General features: G+C 65.2%; 12 protein-coding genes. 6 read left to right on the plus strand and 6 right to left on the minus strand.

Annotated features, from left to right (window positions below; genetic code table 11):
• Positions 1-319 precede the first annotated feature (319 nt).
• A complete protein-coding gene (gene gltS, locus UC34_RS06535) occupies positions 320-1,546 on the plus strand; it encodes a sodium/glutamate symporter (RefSeq protein WP_044454788.1) in 1,227 nt (408 codons plus the stop codon).
• An 84-nt stretch (positions 1,547-1,630) separates the two neighbouring features.
• Here gltS and argH read toward each other — a convergent pair whose 3' ends face one another.
• The 3 genes from argH to ppc form a co-directional block, all read right to left on the minus strand.
• Positions 1,631-3,028, minus strand: a complete 1,398-nt coding sequence (argH, locus tag UC34_RS06540; protein ID WP_044454790.1) for an argininosuccinate lyase — start codon at positions 3,026-3,028, stop codon at positions 1,631-1,633.
• A gap of 152 nt (positions 3,029-3,180) precedes the next feature.
• Positions 3,181-3,990, minus strand: a complete 810-nt coding sequence (gene aroQ, locus UC34_RS25130; protein ID WP_167370639.1) for a gamma subclass chorismate mutase AroQ — start codon at positions 3,988-3,990, stop codon at positions 3,181-3,183.
• A gap of 354 nt (positions 3,991-4,344) precedes the next feature.
• Positions 4,345-7,458 (minus strand): phosphoenolpyruvate carboxylase, encoded by a 3,114-nt coding sequence (gene ppc / locus UC34_RS06550; RefSeq protein WP_044454794.1) that lies wholly within the window; start codon positions 7,456-7,458, stop codon positions 4,345-4,347.
• A 79-nt stretch (positions 7,459-7,537) separates the two neighbouring features.
• Between ppc and hemC the strand changes: the two genes are divergently transcribed.
• From hemC to UC34_RS06565, 4 genes are read left to right on the plus strand one after another with little or no spacing between them, the layout of a single operon-like run.
• Positions 7,538-8,503, plus strand: a complete 966-nt coding sequence (gene hemC, locus UC34_RS06555) for a hydroxymethylbilane synthase (RefSeq protein WP_044454795.1) — start codon at positions 7,538-7,540, stop codon at positions 8,501-8,503.
• Positions 8,500-9,561, plus strand: coding sequence for a uroporphyrinogen-III synthase (locus UC34_RS25135; protein WP_052810922.1), 1,062 nt, complete (start codon positions 8,500-8,502; stop codon positions 9,559-9,561). The genes hemC and UC34_RS25135 overlap by 4 nt, the downstream gene beginning before the upstream one ends.
• On the plus strand, positions 9,548-10,714 hold the full coding sequence (locus tag UC34_RS25140) for a uroporphyrinogen-III C-methyltransferase (protein WP_052810923.1): 1,167 nt from the start codon (positions 9,548-9,550) through the stop codon (positions 10,712-10,714). Before UC34_RS25135 ends, UC34_RS25140 begins: the two co-directional genes overlap by 14 nt.
• Before the next feature lie 10 nt (positions 10,715-10,724).
• The gene (locus UC34_RS06565; RefSeq protein ID WP_044454797.1) at positions 10,725-11,897 is read left to right on the plus strand and encodes a heme biosynthesis HemY N-terminal domain-containing protein; all 1,173 of its coding nucleotides are present in this window, start codon (positions 10,725-10,727) and stop codon (positions 11,895-11,897) included.
• A 72-nt stretch (positions 11,898-11,969) separates the two neighbouring features.
• Here UC34_RS06565 and UC34_RS06570 read toward each other — a convergent pair whose 3' ends face one another.
• From UC34_RS06570 to UC34_RS06580, 3 genes are all read right to left on the minus strand, one after another.
• Positions 11,970-13,262: a hypothetical protein gene (locus UC34_RS06570; protein ID WP_044454807.1), complete on the minus strand. Its 1,293-nt coding sequence runs from the start codon at positions 13,260-13,262 to the stop codon at positions 11,970-11,972.
• Between the two features lie 348 nt (positions 13,263-13,610).
• Positions 13,611-14,858 carry a hypothetical protein gene (locus UC34_RS06575; RefSeq protein ID WP_044454808.1) on the minus strand — a complete coding sequence of 416 codons (1,248 nt, stop codon included), beginning with the start codon at positions 14,856-14,858 and terminating at the stop codon, positions 13,611-13,613.
• 256 nt (positions 14,859-15,114) lie between these two features.
• A complete protein-coding gene (locus UC34_RS06580; RefSeq protein WP_044454809.1) occupies positions 15,115-16,626 on the minus strand; it encodes an MDR family MFS transporter in 1,512 nt (503 codons plus the stop codon).
• A gap of 112 nt (positions 16,627-16,738) precedes the next feature.
• Here UC34_RS06580 and UC34_RS06585 point away from each other — a divergent pair, with 112 nt between their 5' ends.
• Positions 16,739-17,959 carry an ISL3 family transposase gene (locus tag UC34_RS06585; RefSeq protein WP_044453341.1) on the plus strand — a complete coding sequence of 407 codons (1,221 nt, stop codon included), beginning with the start codon at positions 16,739-16,741 and terminating at the stop codon, positions 17,957-17,959.
• The last annotated feature ends 100 nt before the right edge of the window (positions 17,960-18,059 follow it).

Here is an 18,059-nt window from a genome sequence, read left to right on the forward strand (position 1 = left end):
GAAAGCACGAGGCCGTTTTGCTATGGCGGTGTACGCGGCATGTGCGACATGTGCGTTGAACCGCGCAATGTCGCCTACGCGAATTTCGATCGGTGGAATTTCAAGGAGTGCTCATACGCGTGGCGCGTAGACTCGCGGGGGTTCCGAATTGCCGCGTAATGCGCAGTGAAAGCACGCCAAATTCCCCCAATTCGATGTGACGTAACGCAAAACGCAGGTTTTGTGGGGAGGCTCGACTTCATCTCGTTTGGGACTTTTCCCGCAAATTCATGTGGTGACGGTTGCTACACTCATCGCACTTTTGTTGCGGGGGAGAGGCATGGAAATCACCAGAGAGTTGGCGTTCGGTACGTACGGCACGCTCGTGTGCGCCACGTTGGTGTTGTTGCTCGGACGTAAGCTGGTCGAATGGTTGAGTCCGTTGCGTACGTACAGCATTCCGGAACCGGTGGCGGCGGGACTGCTTGTCGCGCTCGGCACGCTGACCTTGCGCGAATTTGCCGACATCGAGCTGAAGTTCGATACGGCATTGCAGGCGCCGCTGATGCTGGCGTTTTTCGCGACCATCGGCCTGTCGGCGAATCTGGCCAGCCTGAAAGCGGGCGGCAGGCGGCTGGTGCTGTTTCTGGGGATCGTGGCGGCCATGCTGGTGATGCAGAACGCCATTGGGTTGAGCCTCGCGACGGCGATGGGGTTGCCGCCGGGCGTCGGGCTACTCGGCGGGTCGATCACGCTGGCCGGTGGGCACGGTACAGGCGCCGCGTGGGGCGAAACGCTCACCGAGCGTTACGGCGTGCAGTCGGCGCTCGAAATCGCGATGGCGTGTGCGACCTTCGGACTGGTGCTCGGTGGCCTGCTCGGCGGGCCGGTGGCCCGTTATCTGGTGAGCCGGCTGGGGCGTACGGGCGGCAGCGCGCCCGGTGTCGATGCGGCCAAGGACACCGCGCCTGAAGGATTCGAACAGCCGCATACGGTGCGCCTGATCACCGCCCAGGCGCTGATCGAGACGGTCGCGATGATCGCCATCTGTCTGCTCGGTGGCGAGATCCTCGCGCGCGCGTTGTCGGGCACCGCCTTCGAGTTGCCGACGTTCGTGTGCGTGCTGTTTACCGGCGTGGTGGTGCGCAACGTGCTGTCGCTCGTGGGATACGAAGTGTTCGAGCGCTCGCTCTCGGTGTTGGGCAACGTCAGCCTCTCGCTGTTTCTCGCGATGGCCCTCATGGCGCTGCGCTTGTGGGATCTCTCGACGCTTGCCCTGCCGATCGTCGTGATTCTGGTCGTGCAGGCCGTGGCGATGGCCGCATTCGCCATCTTCGTGACGTTTCGCGTCATGGGGCGCAATTACGATGCCGCTGTACTCGCTGCCGGGCATTGCGGTTTCGGTCTGGGCGCGACGCCCACCGCGATTGCCAATATGCAGGCGGTGACCGAGCGCTTCGGCCCCTCGCATATCGCCTTCCTGATCGTGCCGATGGTCGGTGCGTTCTTCATCGACATTCTCAACGCACTCGTCATCAAAGGCTTCCTGTCGTTGCCGATGTTCTGAGACGTCGGGCACGCTGGCCAAAAAAAATGCCACCGAAGGTGGCATTTTTTATCGACGAAGCTAAAGCAGTCGAGCCGTCGACGCTTACTTCGCGAGCTTCGCGCGAGCGGCCGCGATGGCGCGCTGCACTTGCGCCGGGGCCGTGCCGCCAATGTGGTTGCGGCTGGCGACCGAGCCTTCGAGCGTCAGGTATTCGAAGACGTCTTCACCGACGAGCGGCGAGAACTTCTGCAACTCGGCGAGCGACAGGTCGGCCAGATCGATGTCGCGATCCGAACAGATCTTCACCGCGTGCGCGACGATCTCGTGAGCATCGCGGAACGGCAGCCCCTTCTTGACCAGATAGTCGGCCAGATCGGTGGCCGTCGAGAAGCCCTGCAATGCAGCGTTGCGCATGTTGGCTTCGCGCACCTTGATGCCCGGCACCATGTCGGCAAAGATACGCAGCGTGTCGATCACGGTATCGACCGTATCGAACAGCGGCTCCTTGTCTTCCTGATTGTCCTTGTTGTACGCGAGCGGCTGGCCCTTCATCAGCGTGAGCAACGCAATCAGGTGACCATTGACGCGGCCGGTCTTGCCGCGAGCCAGTTCGGGCACGTCCGGGTTCTTCTTCTGCGGCATGATCGAGCTGCCCGTGCAGAAACGGTCGGCCAGATCGATGAAGCCCACACGCGGGCTCATCCACAGCACCAGTTCTTCCGAGAAGCGCGAGACGTGCGTCATCACCAGGGCAGCGGCGGCGGTGAATTCGATGGCGAAGTCGCGATCCGACACGGCGTCGAGCGAGTTCGTGCAGACGTCTTCGAAGCCGAGCGTCGCGGCCACGCGCTCACGGTCGATCGGGTAGCTCGTGCCGGCCAGTGCAGCAGCGCCCAGCGGCAGACGGTTCACGCGGCGGCGCACGTCGAGCATGCGCTCGGCATCGCGGCTGAACATCTCGAAGTAAGCCATCAGGTGATGACCGAACGTCACCGGCTGCGCAACCTGCAGATGCGTGAAACCCGGCAGGATCGTGGCGCTGTGCTGTTCGGCCAGATCGAGCAGGGCACGACGCAGGTCGCCGAGGTGCTTGCCAATGGTGTCGATTTCGCTGCGCAGCCACAGGCGGATGTCGGTCGCAACCTGGTCGTTGCGCGAACGGCCAGTGTGCAGACGCTTGCCGGCGTCGCCGATCAGGGCGGTCAGGCGCGCTTCGATGTTGAGGTGAACGTCCTCGAGATCCAGTTGCCACTCGAACTGTCCGCCCTCGATCTCGCTGCGAATCTGCGTCATGCCGCGCTGAATGTCAGCCAGATCCTGCGCGCTGATGATGCCTTGCGCGGCCAGCATGTCGGCGTGAGCGAGCGAGCCCTCGATGTCGAACAGCGCGAGTCGCTTGTCGAAAAAGACCGACGCGGTGTAGCGCTTGACGAGATCGGAAACGGGTTCGGAAAAGCGTGCCGACCAGGCTTCGCCTTTCTTGTGGAGTTGGGAGGTCATTGTCGTAGCGTGGCTAGTCGTGGGGCCCGTGCAGGCCCGTTGGCGCGAACCGTGGCAAAGCACGGCAAACCACAATTATACAACCCCCGCGTGCACGCTACGACAGGCGCAGGCCGCAGGCCCGGGCGGCACGGGCGCGCCCCCGTCGCGTCTCAATTCACAAGCGACAGCGTCCAGACCCGAGGGGGCGCCGACAGGCACAGGCCGGAGGTCGCCTCGTCGAACGCCGCGCGCTGCAGCGCTTCGAGCTTCGCCGTTCTGGCGATGCGCTCGCGCGCCTGATGGATGCGGGCGAGCCGCGACGGGTCGTCCGGCAGCGCACACAGACGCCCGAGGTCATGCATCAGCGACGTGCCGAGCTTGTCGAGCGCCGGTCGCAGCCGGGTGGCCAGATCGACCGGTTCGCCCGGGGCATGGCCGTCGCGGGTCCAGCGGGCAAGCAGGGCCGTTTGCACCAGCTTGCCCGCTTCGATCTGAAGCCGGAAGAAGGTGCGGGCCTGGGCCGGCGTCAGGCCGAACTGCGGTGCGCGCTCGCCCACGCTGTCGAGCAGCGCCTGCTCGCGCGGCGTGTCCTGCACCGGCTTGCCGGACGCGTACTTGTTGCGGGCCACGGCCTCGCTGATGGCCAGACGCTTGAGGATGCCGTTCATCAACGGATCGAGCACCGGATCGACGATCTGTCGCGGTTTGGCCGGTTGCGCTGCTTGCGAGGGCGAAGCGGCCAGCGCCTGTGAGACGAGACGCACCGCAACTCCCCGCACGCCGTGCGGCGCGGCCGCCAGCGTAGGCGTGACGGTGGTCCCTGCGTCCTGCTCCGGGAATGCGGTTTCCGCCGGGGCGGCCTGGGCGCTCGCGCAAACGGCGAAAAGTGTCGGGAGGGCAAGACGCGTGAGATGCGTGAGACGCGAGGGAAGCGTGGGAAGCGTGGGGACGATGGAAGGGGTTGGAAGGGCAGAAGTCACGAACAAAGCTGCCCGCCGTGTAAAGGTTTGCCATGCCGATGAAGCATGGGAGGTGAAGCGAGTTGATTGAGCGAACGGAGCGGACTGAGCGGACTTGGCGCGTGGTAACTGTCGTGCGGTCGAGTCGGATTGCATGATGGATTGGCCCCCCCGGCAGCCATCGGGTCGAATGCGTCGAAATATACCGTTCTATCGGTCCCCTGTCGTTGGGGAGATTCCCAAGGATCGATGCGGCGATCCTTGGGAATTCACCCTGCGACGCGCCTGTTCCCCCGTCACTTCCCTTGGCGGCGCAGTGCCGGGACCGGGCTGCCGCATGCGCTACGTCAGCCGGTCAGACCCGCAGCCGGTCGCTCAGCCGGTATTGCGCAAGCCCGCTGCAATCCCGTTGATGGACAGGTGGATGCCGCGACGTGCACGCTCGTCCGATTCCCCTGCGCGGTGCCGGCGCAGCAACTCGACCTGCAAGTGATTGAGCGGGTCGAGATACGGGAAGCGGTTCTTGATCGAGCGGGCGAGCAGCGGGTTGTCCGCCAGACGCTCGTCATGGCCCGTAATCAGCGCCAACGCTTGCGACGTGCTTTGCCACTCGGCCACGATACGACTGAACACGCGCTTGCGCAGCTTCTCGTCCGGCACCAGTTCCGCGTAACGCGACGCCACCGCCAGATCCGTCTTCGCAAGCACCATGTCCATGTTCGAGAGCAGGTTGGCAAAGAACGGCCAGCGCTTGACCATCTGACGCAGGGTGTCGAGACGCTTGTCGCGGCCGGCCTTGTCTGCGGCGCTCGTCTTGCCGCCGTCGCCGTCGAGATACGCGCTCACGGCACTGCCGAAGCCGTACCAGCCGGTGAGCAGCAGACGGCACTGGCCCCATGAGAAGCCCCACGGGATGGCGCGCAGGTCTTCGATGCGGCGATGCTTCGGATCGGAGAACTTGCGCGAGGCCGGGCGCGAGCCGATGTTGAGTTCGGCGATTTCCGCAATCGGCGTGGCCGAGAAGAAGTAATCGGTGAAGCCGGGGGTCTCATAGACGAGATCGCGGTAGGCCGCGAACGCCGTATCGGAGAGCTGCTGCATGACCGCCTCATAGGCGGCCAGACGCGGCGGCTGATTGCGGCTCGGCAGCAGGGTCGCTTCGAGCGTCGCGGCGACGATCGTCTCCAGATTGCGGCGTCCGATTTCCGGATTGGCAAACTTGCTGGCGATGATTTCGCCTTGTTCGGTCAGACGGATCTGGCCGTTCACCGTCCCCGGCGGCTGCGAGAGGATGGCCTGATAGGTCGGGCCACCCCCGCGGCCGACGGTGCCGCCGCGCCCGTGGAACAGGCGCAAACGAATGCCCTTTTCCTCGAACAGACGCACCAATGCGAGTTCCGCCTTGTACAGCTCCCAGTTAGAGGTAAGGAAGCCGCCGTCCTTGTTGCTGTCGGAGTAGCCGAGCATGACTTCCTGCTCGCCGCCTTGCGCCGTCACGACACCGGACATGCCCGGAATATCGAAGAATTCGCGCATGATGACCGGCGCGTTGCGCAAGTCGGCGATCGTCTCGAACAACGGAATGACCATCGCACCGACCTTGGGCTCGACGTGCTTGGCGCCGCCATCGACGCCATCGACGCCATCGACGCCATCGACGCCATCGGCCCCATGGCCGAGCGCACCCTGAAAAAGCCCCGTCTCCTTTTGCAGCAGCATCACCTCCACCAGATCGCTCACGGTTTCCGTGTGCGAAATGATGTAGTTGCGCACCGCACGTGCGCCGAACCGGGCGCGGATGTCGCGGGCTGCGGCAAACACGGCGAGTTCGTCGCGCGTGCGTTGCGAGTACTCGAGATACGGGGAGAAGAGCGGACGCGCCTCGCGCAATTCGCGTAGCAGCAGCGCCAGCTTCTCGCTTTCGTCGAGCTTGGCGTAGTTCGTCTGTACGCCAGCTTTTGCGAACAACTCCGCAATGACCGCTTCGTGAACGTCCGAACTCTGGCGCAGATCGATGCTCGCGAGATGGAAGCCGAACACTTCCGCCGCGCGCACCAGCGGCCCGAGGCGCTGCGAGATCAGCGCGCCGCCGTGATGCGCCATGAGCGAGGCGACCACCGTATTCAGATCGGAGATGAACTCGCTGGCGTCGAGGTAGGCGCTGGCGTTGCCCACCGCACCGCGATGCGGCACGTGGCCGACCCATTCGCGCGCGGTCGCGGCCAGTCGCGCGTACACGCCGATCAGCGCGCGTCGATAGGGCTCGTCGGTGCGGTGCGGCGAGTCGTCCGGCGAGCGGCGCGCGAGCGTGAGCAGGGCGTCGCTCGCGCCGGCGAGCAGATGCGAGACGGATAGCTCGGCGCCCAGCAAATGCACCTGTTCGAGGTAGTGCGCGAAGATTTCCGTGGCCTGACGTGTGATCGCCAGTTGCAGCGTCTGCGCGGTGACGTTCGGATTGCCGTCGCGATCGCCGCCGATCCAGCTTCCCATTTGCAGGAAACGTCCGAGTCCTTCGGCGCGCACGCTGGGCACGGCATCGTGCAGCTCGGCGGCAACATCGTCGTAAAGCGCCGGGATTTCGGACAGGAACGTGCTGCGGTAATACGACAGCGCATTTTCGATTTCGTCGGCCACCGTCAGACGTGAGCTACGCAGCATGCGTGTCTGCCACAGCGTGGTGACGTAGGCGCGCATCGACTCCGTGTTGCGCGAGGATTCGCGCTCGGTCAGGGCATCGTCACGATGTTCGAGCAGGCGGGCGATTTCGCGCTCGGCGTCGAGAATGCTCTTGCGCTGGACTTCGGTCGGATGGGCGGTGAGCACTGGCACGATGAGCGCGCTGGCGAAGAAGGCTTGCAGCGTGGCGGGATCGTCGCGGCCGGCGTCCTTCAGGCTTTGCAGGGCGGCGCTCAGGCTGCCAGGCTGCGGGCGGCTGCCTGCGAGCGCATGCACGCGGCGGCGGCGGTTGTGGTGACGGTCCTCGGCGATGTTGGCCAGATGCGAGAAGTAGCTAAAGGCCCGCACGACCTGAATGGCATGCTCGTTGGTCAGGCCATTGAGCAGCTTGTCCAGCGCTTTGGCGGCGCTGCGATCGCCTTCGCGGTGAAAGCGCACGGCGTTCTGACGAATCGTCTCGACCAGATCGAAGGCGTCGCTGCCTTGTTGCTCGCGCAGCACGTCGCCAAGCAGACGGCCGAGGAAGCGGATGTCCTCACGCAGCGGCGCGTCCTTGTCTTCGCGCGAGCGGCGGGCCTTGAGACCCGCGACCTTCGGTTCGGCGACCCTCGATGCGGCGACCTTCGGCGCCACGATCGCAGATGAGGACTTGTCCGCGCTATTGAGCGCAGTCCCCGGGCGCGACTGACGCATGGCGCGCGACGGCGGTGATGCAGGGGAGGAAACCGCGGCTGCTGCTTTCGCGGGGGACGTCTTGCCGACCGACTTGGCCAGGCCCTCTTTCGGGGCTTTTGCCTTTGCGCTGCTCTTCATGTCACTCCTCTCGCGACCCGCCGTTCGGGCCGGTCAAGCGTGTTACCATTTTTTCTTTTGGTCTTCACGCGGTTGCTGAATGAACTTCGCTGCTCCTGAAACCCTGGTGATCGCGTCGCGCGAGAGCCGTCTTGCCATGTGGCAAGCCGAACACGTGCGTGACGCGCTGCACAAATTATATCCGCAGTGTCACGTCAGTATTCTCGGAATGACCACTCGCGGTGACCAAATTCTCGATCGCTCGCTCGCCAAGGTCGGCGGCAAAGGCCTGTTCGTCAAGGAACTCGAACTGGCGCTGGCGGACGGTCGCGCCGATCTCGCCGTCCACTCCCTCAAAGACGTGCCGATGCAACTGCCGCAAGGCTTCACGCTGGCGGCCGTGCTCGAGCGGGAAGACCCGTGCGACGCCTTCGTGAGCAATGACTACGACAGCCTGGATGCTCTGCCCGCCGGCGCGGTCGTCGGCACGTCGAGCCTGCGTCGCGAGGTGAGCCTGCGCACCCGCTACCCGCATCTGCGCGTCGCGCCGTTGCGCGGCAATCTCGATACGCGGCTGGGGAAGCTCGATCGCGGCGACTTTGCCGCCATCATCCTTGCGGCGGCGGGGCTCAAGCGCCTTGGACTGAGCGAGCGCATTCGCGCCATCATCCCGACCGACGCGAGCCTGCCTGCGGCGGGGCAGGGGGCGCTCGGTATCGAAGTGCGCGCCGGACGTCCCGAAATCCTGCAATGGCTCGCACCGTTGCACGATGCCAACACTACGCTGGCTGTCAGCGCCGAGCGGGCCGTGTCGCGCGCGCTTGGCGGCTCTTGTCAGGTGCCGTTGGGCGCCTACGCGGAATTCACGGCGCAGGGTGAGCTTGCCTTGCGCGCTTTCATCGCGTCGACGGACGGAGCGACGGTACTGCGCGCGCAAGGCGCTGCCAAGGTGGCGTCGGGCGACGTGGCCGGTGCGGAAGCGCTCGGCCAGCGCGTGGCGCAGGAATTGATCGACGCGGGCGGGCTGGCGCTGGTGCCGCCGTCCGAGCCGAAGGACGCCGGTTGACGCCGCGCACGCCCGTGCCGCCAAGCTCGTCGCCCTCGTCGGGTCCGTCGGGCGATCCGGTGTCGCCGGTGTCACCGGCGTCGCCATCGGGCGGGACTGCCGGTGCGACGTCGGCCGACCTGGGGCACGTGCCGAGCGTGCGCGCGGTCGCGGCGCCCGCCGCGCCGTGCGCGATCCTCACGCGCCCGGACGGGCAGGCCGATGCACTGGCCCGCGCGCTGAGCGCCGAAGGTATCGACGCGCTCGAATTTCCCTTGCTCGAGATCGCCGCACAAACCGATCCTGTCGCATTGGCGGCGCTCGACGACGCGCTGCGTGCGTTGCCGTCGTATGCGATGGCGGTGTTCGTCTCGCCGAATGCCGTGGCCTATGCGCTGGCGCGGCTGGTGCATTTGCATACCGGCGACGAAAATGCCCCCATGCAAGCCGCCGGTGCGCGCTGGCCGACAGCGCTGCCGGTGGCCGTCGTCGGTCCGGGCAGTGCGCAGGCGCTGGCGGACGCAGGCGTCGCGCCGCCCGCGTATCGCGTGATCGTGCCGCCGGGCGGGCCGCAGGCACGCTTCGACTCCGAGGCGCTGCTCGAACAGCTCGATCTGCCTGCACTGGCCGGACGCCGCGTGCTGCTGGTTCGGGGCGACGGTGGTCGCGAACTGCTGGCCGATACGTTGCGCGCCAGCGGGGCGCATCTGGATATCGTGAGCGCCTACACGCGTCGCGCGCCGACGCCGGACACCGCTGCGTGGGCGGCGCTCGAAGCGCGCCTGGCCTCGCCGGAGCGTTGCGCATGGGTGCTGACCAGTTCCGAGGCGGTTCGTCATCTCGCGACATTGCTCGCTGCGCGCTACGGCACACGCGACGGCGTGCATACCCCGGGCACGCCGCAAGTGCTCGCCAGAATCCTCACGGCGCAGTGCTTTACTTCGCATCACCGCATCGCGGATGCCGCGCGCTCCGCGGGGTTTGATAGGATTACGCAATGCGCGCCCGGTGACGAGAACTTGCTGGCCGCAATCAAAACATGGGCGGATCCCATTCAAGTCAAGCATGACGACAGATAATCGCGTTCCAGAGTCTTCTCAGAACCCGTCGGCGTCGACCGGCCCGACGGCGAATTCAACTGCGACCGGCGCAGGCGCCACCGGGGGTGCGACATACGGTACCGCCGGCATTCCGCCCGCGTGGCAGCCGCCGGAGCCGCCGCAAAAGCGGCGCGGCTCGGGCGCGGCGTTGCCGTGGCTGCTCTTCGTGCTGGTGTCGGCCGGGGCCGGCATCGGCGGCTGGTCGCTCAACCAGAAGCTCGACCGCGTGCAGCAGGAAATGGCGCGTCGACAGCAAGCGGGCGACTCGCAAGTCATGCAGGCACAGGTGCGCACCGCACAGGCGCTCGACAATCAGCGCGATCTCCAGAACCGCCTCACGGCGCTCGAAGGCCGTGTGTCCGACTCGCGCAGCCAGCAGGCCGCGCTCGAACAGCTCTATCAGGAACTCGCGCACAATCGCGACGAGTGGGTGCTCGCCGAGACGGAGCAAATCGTCACCAGCGCCAATCAGCAATTGCAGTTGACGGGTAACGTGCGCGGCGCGCTGATCGCCCTTGAAGGGGCGGACGCCCGTCTGGCCCGCACCGGTGCGCCCCAACTCGCTGGGGTGCGCGACGCCCTCAAAAAGGACATCGATCGTCTGAAAGCCGTGCCGGCTGCCGATCTGCCGCAACTCACCGGCAAGCTGGATCAGGCCATCGCCATGATCGACACGCTGCCGTTGCAGGCCGAAGAGCAGCGTGTTGCGCCCAAGGCCGACGCCAGTGGCCCGAGCGGCGCCGGCGACACCGGCTGGAGCGCCACGTGGCATCGTCTGTCCGGGGAAATGCTCGGCAGCCTCAAACAACTGGTGCAGGTGCGCCGACTGGACGATCCGGACGTGATGCTCGTCGCGCCGGAGCAGGGGGCGTTCCTGCGCGCGAACCTGAAGCTGCGCCTGCTCAACGCGCGTCTGGCGTTGCTCGCGCGCAATGCGTCGGCAGTGCATAGCGACGTGCAAGTCGCGCAGGCGGCGCTAGACAAGTATTTCGACGCCAAGTCGCGCCGCATCGCCGCCGTCAAAACGCTGCTCGATCAGGTCGACTCGGGCTCGCGCACCATCGAACTGCCGACCCTTGGCGCCAGCCTGACCGCCATCGGTCAGGTCAAGGACGTCAAGGAAAAGCCGTAAGGAGCCGGGCATGCGAGGACTGATCTGGTTGACGCTCCTGTTCGCGGTGGCGGCCGGCTTCGCCGTGCTGGCCACGTTCAATCACGGGCAGGTGGTGATGCTGGTGCCGCCGTACCGGGTGGACGTGTCGCTGAACCTCTTCGTGCTGGCGCTGCTGGCCTTGTTCGTTGCGCTGTACGTGATCATTCGCGTGTTGCGCAACATCTACAAGATGCCGGAGCGCGTGGCGGCCTATCGCAACCGCCAGCGCAGCCGGCGCGCGAATATCGCGTTGCGCGACGCCGTGGCGAACCTTTTCGCGGGGCGCTACACCCGCGCCGAAAAGGCCGCACGCGAAGCTGCCGAGCAAGACGACAATCGTGGCGTGGCGGCGATCATCGGCGCGCGTGCGGCACATCGCATGCGCGAGTTCGCGCGTCGAGATGCCTGGCTCGCCGAGGCGCAAGGGGCCAATCTGGAAGAGGCGCGTCTGTTGCAGACGGCGGAGTTGCGTGTCGACACGCGCGATGCGGAAGGGGCGCTCGAGGCGCTGACGGAGATGCGGGCACAGGGCGCGCGCCGCATGCAGGCGCAGCTTGTCGCGTTGCGTGCGCACCAGCATCTCAAGCATTGGCCGGAGGTGCTCAATCTGCTCAAGATGCTCGAAAAGCGCGAGGCGCTGCATCCCGCGCTGGCCGCGAAGCTCAAGCAGACCGCCAGCGAAGGCATTCTGCGCGACCATCGTCACGACGCCGATGCGTTGCTCAAGTGCTGGCACGAACTGCCGACCGACGCACGGACCTCGGCGCGCATTGCCGATGTCGCCGCCGAATTGCTGATCTCGCTCGACCGTCCGCGCGAAGCTCGGGATATCGTCGAAGCCGCGCTCGCCGAGCACTGGGATGCGCGCTTGCTGCGCCGGTATGCCGATTGCGCCGGCGGCGACGCTCTGCCGCTCATCCAGAAAGCCGAAGCGTGGCAACAGCGTCACCCGAACGATCCCGACCTGCTCTACGCGCTGGGCAAGCTGTGTCAGCATCAGCGTTTGTGGGGCAAGGCGCAGACCTTCCTGGAAGGCGCGCTGCGTCACACCGACGACCGTCACCTGCAACAACGCCTGCACCTGGCGCTGGCCCAGTTGTTTGAAGGCCTCGGGCAGATGGAGCAGGCCAATCGCCACTATCGGGCCTGTGCCACGGCATAAGCACGCAAGCGCTCACGCACTCCCACGACACCCGCGTCAAGCGGGTGTCGTCGTTTACGTCCCCGTATCCCGTTAGTCCATCATCGTCGCCTTGTACTCGTCGCAGACCTCGGCGAGCGTGTCTTCCAGGGTGCGGGCCAGATCGTCGAAGCCGAGGCGTCGGCATGTCGAGCGCAGGTCATCGAGCATTTGCGCGCACTCGTCCGGGCCGAACACGAGGTGGTCGAAATCGCCGCGCATCATCACGATGTCCACGAGGTGTCCGACCAACGCGCGCGCGTCGTGCGCCGGCATCCGGTCGACGCAACCGGAGAGGCTCTCCACGATGTCCTTCATGTCGGCGCCGTACAGTCGGCGCCCTGCATGTGTCATCGCGCGCGCCATTCGCGCCATGTCGCGCGACGGCACCGTGCCGAGCAACGCCGACGTCAGCTCGCGCCAGCCCTCATGCGCCGCGGATTCGCATGACGCGTCGATGAGCGCCGTCGCCGCTGGCACTTGTTCATCCGTCGCCAGCAGACCGATAAAACGGGCAAGCGATGCGAGACGTTCCGTGCTCGTGCAGATTCTCAAGCGGCGCAGGCTTGCGAGCAGTTCGTGCCAGGCCGTGGCGCGCCGGTCGGCCGGCATATCGGCAATGGCGTGGAGCCGATGCCCGATCAGATGCTCGATGCTGCTTTTCGTCGAGGCACGGGCCAACGCCTGCGCAACGTCGCCCGACGCCCTGTCGCACGTCAGCAGCATCGAACGGGCGACGCTCTGCGTGCGCGATTCGAATCGCAACATCAGGGCGATGACGCGCTCGAAGGCTGTGACCCAGTGTGTCATCGATGGCTCGGCTTCCAGGCGCCGGAGCAACCCTTCGAGCAGACGATGCGCATCGGCATAGGGACCTTTATCGAGAAGGACATCGAGCGCACGCGATTCGAGTCTGGCGATCCAGCCCGGTGCTCGGGTCGCAGGATCGCAGAGCGTGAGCAACGCGCTGCGCAGCACGTCGTCGGGAACGGACGGGGCGCTGGGGGCAGCCACCTCCGATGTCGATGGGGTCGGTTCGCGCGCCGGCACGGCATGCAGGGCCGACGCACGCTTCCGGCGCGCTACGTCGGGGGCCTCCCCGCCGAATGCCAGCGAGAAGCCGCGCTTGCCAGACGCTTGCGAGCCTTGCGAACATGCGCCAGCACCAGCGGGCGACAACAACGTGAAAGCGCCTGAAAAGTCGAAGTGCAGGGCTGATGTCGCGACGACCGACGACGGCAATGTCGGGGGCGCGTCGTCAGCGGAGGCCGGATCCGCTTCAGGGATCAGGACGGGCGGACTGAGCGGGGCTTGCGACGTCTGCCAGAAGTCATTGACGAACGCCACGCGCGGCCCGAAATCCTCGGTGCTCGAATGTGTCGTGGCAGTCGAGGAAGTTGCCGTCGCGGCGGTGGCTGCCGTCGTTGATGGGCTAGAGGGCCCGGCGCTCGCGGCGGGCGTGCTGGCCGGTGAAGTCGTTTGCGTGTGACGCGAGGAGGGGAACAATGCGGACTCCGGTAGCGAAAAGGTCAAAGGAGTCCGCACTTTGCCGCGATCGATGGTAGGGAACTTCGCCTCATGTGTCCGGGCTTTGCAGACCGGGCGCATCAGATCGCGGCATCACATCATTGCCTCACGTCGCAGCACCGCATTGCCACGTCATATCCCCACTTCACCTCGCGTTCCTGCCACGGCCTACCCCTCGATCGACAAGGGCGGGCTGCTCTCGAGGCTGAGCATATCGTCCAACAACAGGCCATATGCCGGGTTGAACTGTTCCCTCAGCGACTGGAATGCCGTGCGCACCGGTGCGTGCATATCGTCGCTGGCGTCGCGAGAACGCGTGAAGAGTGCCGCCGTGACGAATCCTCGAAGGTTGAGGTCGTCCAGTGCGCTCAACACGTTTTGCAAATACGCATCTGCGGGTTGCGACGCGCCCGCCGACCTCGCCACGGTGAGCAGGTAGTCGGCGAATGCCTCGGCCGCCTTCCACTGCGCCGACGGCGCCGCCGACGGCAAATGCACGATCGCATTCGCGTGGGGGACCAGCTCGGAAGCACCCGGCAATGCGTCAGGCTTCAGCCCGTCCTTGAGGGCGTTCAGGGCACTGTGCCACGGACCCGGCCGGTAGCGCAAATGCCGGTGAGGGAGCGTCCACAGGGTGGTCGCGGCGATGATGCGCGCCGCAGCGTCCGGTGCGAAATGGGCGACCCCGTCGCAGATGCCCCATGCGACGAGATGTTGCTTGCCCTCGAAATAGAGGTTGGCGTGTTCACGCAGTGCCGAAGCAAAAGCGCCTGCGCTTGTGTCGTTTTTCATCCCCCGCAACACCGTACCGATCTTGTCGCCCAGGCACGCGGACTGGCCGTTGGCAAGGTGCCACTTCTGGAGACAGCCGATCGCGAATTTCGCTGCGCTTGCGCGCTGCGCGTCGGGCAGCCCGGCAAGGGCGTCGACGTATGGACCGAGCAGGTCGGGCGAGATCGCGCCGTTGCTGTCGCAGGATTGGTACGCCGAGGCAACCCATGCGTCATGGCGCGCTTGATCGGGAAGGTCGACCAATCCCAAAAGACGGTGACGAATGACGTCCGCCGGGGCGATGCCGTTCGCGTCGGGGTCGAGGGCCGCGTTAGGCACCTGCGATCTGAGGATCGCGTCGCCTCGTTCTCGCGCGCGTTGCATCTCGCCGTCGGGCGCGCGAGAGACCCTGGCGCCCAACCTGGTGATGGAAGACAAGCGGTATGCCAGATGACTCAGCACATTGCCCGACGATGTGTCTGGCGTTGCCGCACGTACGAGGTCGAGATCACCCCGCATGGTCGAGGAGATGGACGGGATGGCAGCAACGGGCGAGGGCGGGTCGGTTTGTGGCGCGGCCTGCGCGCCGTGAGGCGGGCACGCTGGCAATGCTGTGGTCGGCGACATGATTGGCTCGGCTTTCATGACGAACTCCTTGGGAGGTTGCAGGAGTTGTCACAGTGCCGTCACTGTCGGTTGCGCAGTTTGGGGAAAGTCGGCAAAACCGCGGCAAACGCACAAGGATGAGCGAATCGTAAAAATCGCGAGACGCCAGCGCGCGCATTGCCCTCACCGAATGCACCAACGCACCGAGCGCACCGAGCGCACCGAGCGCACCGAGCGCACCGAACGCACCGAACGCATCGAACGCATCACGACAGCGCCGATCCTCCGGCAGCCATCACTCGATGGCCGTCGCCTCGTTGCCCGAACTCTGTCGCAACGGCAGTTCGGGCAATCGTGCGAGCGCGACGATGGCCAGCGCCGCGATCAGCGCGCTCCCGCCGAAAAACGCTCCGAAGGCCACCCGAAGGTGATCCGCCATGCCCGCCGGTGCGCCGCCCGGGCGCAGGAAGTCCGTGAGTTCGTGAGGAACGCCACTCCCCTCGTCCGAGACGAGCAGGCCGACGATCAACGCGCCGAACATCGCCACGCCGATCATGCCGCCCAGTGCGCGGAAGAAGGCGTGCGCCGCGGTCGCAATACCGATGTCGCGAGGCGCGACGGCATTTTGCGTGGCCACCGTCATCACCGGCATGGCGGAGCCGAACCCAATGCCAACGAGCGCCAGACAGACCCCGATCACGACGAGCGGCAGCGACGCCACCCCGATGGCGATGACCGCCAGTCCGGCAAATGCCACGGGCAGGCCGATCTGCGGCGGACGCTTGTAGTGCCCCGTTTTGCGCATGTAGTGCCCGGAACTCAGTGCCCCGACCACAATCCCCAGCAGCGGCAGAATCAGCATCAGTCCCGAACTGCTGGCGGACTCGCCGCGCTGCAATTGCAGGTAGAGCGGGACATAGATGCCGATGCTGATGTTGACCATCATCACGAGCACGGCCATGGTCGAGGTCATCCGGAACACCGGGTTGGCGAGCAGGGCGACGGGCAGCAAGGGCTCACGCACCGTGCGCTGATGACGCAGGAACACCGCGCCGATCACAAGGGTGGCGACCACGAGTCCGCCGATCTGCGGCGACGTCCATGCATAGCGATGCCCACCCCAGGTGAGCGCGAGCAGCAGACAGACGGTGGCGACGATGAGTAGCAGCGAGCCGAGATAGTCGATGCTCGGCTTGCCCGAGCGACGCGGCAAACGCCGCAGCGCACGATCGCTCAGGTAAATGGCGAGTAGGCCGAGCGGCAGGTTGATCCAGAAGATGAGCGTCCAGTTCAGGTACTGGGCGAATACGCCGCCGGTGACCGGCCCGGCCACGCCGGAGACGGCGAACATCCCGGAAATGTAGCCCTGGTAACGCCCCCGCTCGCGCGGCGAGACGATGTCGGCGATCACGGTGTTGGACAGGGCGATGAGCCCGCCGCCGCCAAGCCCCTGCACGCCGCGCGCGACGATCAGCGCCAGCATGCTCGGCGCGAGCGCACACAATACCGAGCCGACGAGGAAGACGGCCACGCTCACGGCGATGACGACGCGGCGTCCGAACAGATCGGAAAGTTTGCCGACAATGGGTGTGATCGCGGTGGAGGAGAGCAGGTAGGCGGTGACGACCCAGGAAACGGCATCGAAGCTGCCCAGGTCTCGCGCAATGGTGGGCAGTGCGGGCGCGACGATGGTCTGGTCGAGCGAGCCGAGAAACATGATGAGCAGCAGGCCGGTGAGGATCGACTTGACCTCTGCGGGGGTGAGCGAGACGCCGGCCGGCGTCGTGCGTGAGTCGTTGGCGGACATGCGGATCTGCAAGACTTTAGGGGGCAAAAAACAGGTTCATCGTGGAAAACCGTGGAGGTTTTCAAGGCAATTGATAATCTGACGCCAATAGAGACGGTGTTCGGAGGAGCAATTGCTAGATCGAAAAGCGCTGGAAGCCCTCGGTTGCTGGACGGGATACCGAGTTGAGCGAGTGGAGTGGCCTTCGCAGGACAGTCGGACACTGTCGTTGTATCTGAAGCCATTAAGCCGAGTGATGCTGTGCGAGCAATGCGGCAAGCGTTGCTCGCAGATCCACGAGACGACGGTGCGCCGGGTTCGGGATCTTCCCTTGTTTGAATATCGAGTGGTGCTGCATGTGCCGCGTCGTCGGCTTTGGTGCGAGCACTGTGGTGGCCCGAGGCTGGAGAAATTGGACTGGCTCGGGCGCTACCAACGGGTCACAGCGCGCTTTGCCAAGGCCTGTGAAATTCTGCTCAAGTCGACCAATGTCCAGGCCGTTGCAGCGTTCTACGGTTTGGATTGGCATACCGTTAAAGCGATCGACAAAGCGAGTTTGCGAGCAAGCATCGCCGAGCCGGATTGGACACAGGTTCGATATTTGGCGATGGACGAATTCGCTCTGCACAAGGGCCACCGTTACGCCACGGTGGTGGTCGAGCCGCTCAGTCGGCAGGTGCTATGGATTGGGAATGGCCGTTCGCGTGAAACTGCCCGAGCCTTCTTTGACCAGCTTCCCGAGGGCGTTGCAGAGCATATCGAGGCTGTTGCCATCGATATGACAACGGCCTACGAGTTGGAAATCAAGGCGAACTGCCCGCAAGCCGAAATCGTCTACGACTTGTTCCATGTCGTTGCCAAATACGGACGCGAAGTGATCGACCGGGTCCGAGTCGATCAGGCCAACCGACTCCGAGATGACCGGCCAGCACGCAAAGTCCTCAAATCAAGCCGCTGGCTGCTCTTACGCAATCAAAAGAATCTACGGCCGGAACAGTCCGTGCACCTGAGTGAGCTGCTGCAAGCCAACCAGCCTCTGTTGTGCGTCTATTTGCTACGAGACGAACTCAAGCGACTGTGGTTCTACCGAAAGCCAGCTTGGGCGCAAAAGGCATGGGAGCAGTGGATTACTCAAGCCAACGACAGCGGTATCGCTGCGCTGAAACTATTTGCGCAGCGCCTGCAAGGCTATTGGCACGGCATCCTGGCCCGCTGCCGACACCCACTTAACACCAGCGTCGTTGAAGGCATCAACAACACCATCAAGGTCATCAAGCGCCGGGCATACGGCTACCGTGACGAGGAATATTTCTTCCTCAAAATCCGCGCAGCTTTCCCCGGCAATCCACGATGAACCAAAAAACAAGCCGTCCCGAACGGGGACGGCCTCATGCGCGCTTGACGTGCATGGCATGCATGTTACTCCGACCCTCGCGGCGAGACCAACCGTCCCG

The organism is Pandoraea vervacti, assembly GCF_000934605.2.
Lineage (GTDB): Bacteria > Pseudomonadota > Gammaproteobacteria > Burkholderiales > Burkholderiaceae > Pandoraea > Pandoraea vervacti.

Excerpts from the sequence above, each read along its gene's own strand:
- hemC (WP_044454795.1), top strand. The coding sequence starts at position 7,538 with ATGAACTTCGCTGCTCCTGAAACCCTGGTGATCGCGTCGCGCGAGAGC.
- gltS (WP_044454788.1), top strand. The coding sequence starts at position 320 with ATGGAAATCACCAGAGAGTTGGCGTTCGGTACGTACGGCACGCTCGTG.
- UC34_RS06580 (WP_044454809.1), bottom strand. The coding sequence starts at position 16,626 with ATGTCCGCCAACGACTCACGCACGACGCCGGCCGGCGTCTCGCTCACC.
- argH (WP_044454790.1), bottom strand. The coding sequence starts at position 3,028 with ATGACCTCCCAACTCCACAAGAAAGGCGAAGCCTGGTCGGCACGCTTT.
- ppc (WP_044454794.1), bottom strand. The coding sequence starts at position 7,458 with ATGAAGAGCAGCGCAAAGGCAAAAGCCCCGAAAGAGGGCCTGGCCAAG.
- UC34_RS06575 (WP_044454808.1), bottom strand. The coding sequence starts at position 14,858 with ATGAAAGCCGAGCCAATCATGTCGCCGACCACAGCATTGCCAGCGTGC.
- UC34_RS06565 (WP_044454797.1), top strand. The coding sequence starts at position 10,725 with ATGCGAGGACTGATCTGGTTGACGCTCCTGTTCGCGGTGGCGGCCGGC.
- UC34_RS25140 (WP_052810923.1), top strand. The coding sequence starts at position 9,548 with ATGACGACAGATAATCGCGTTCCAGAGTCTTCTCAGAACCCGTCGGCG.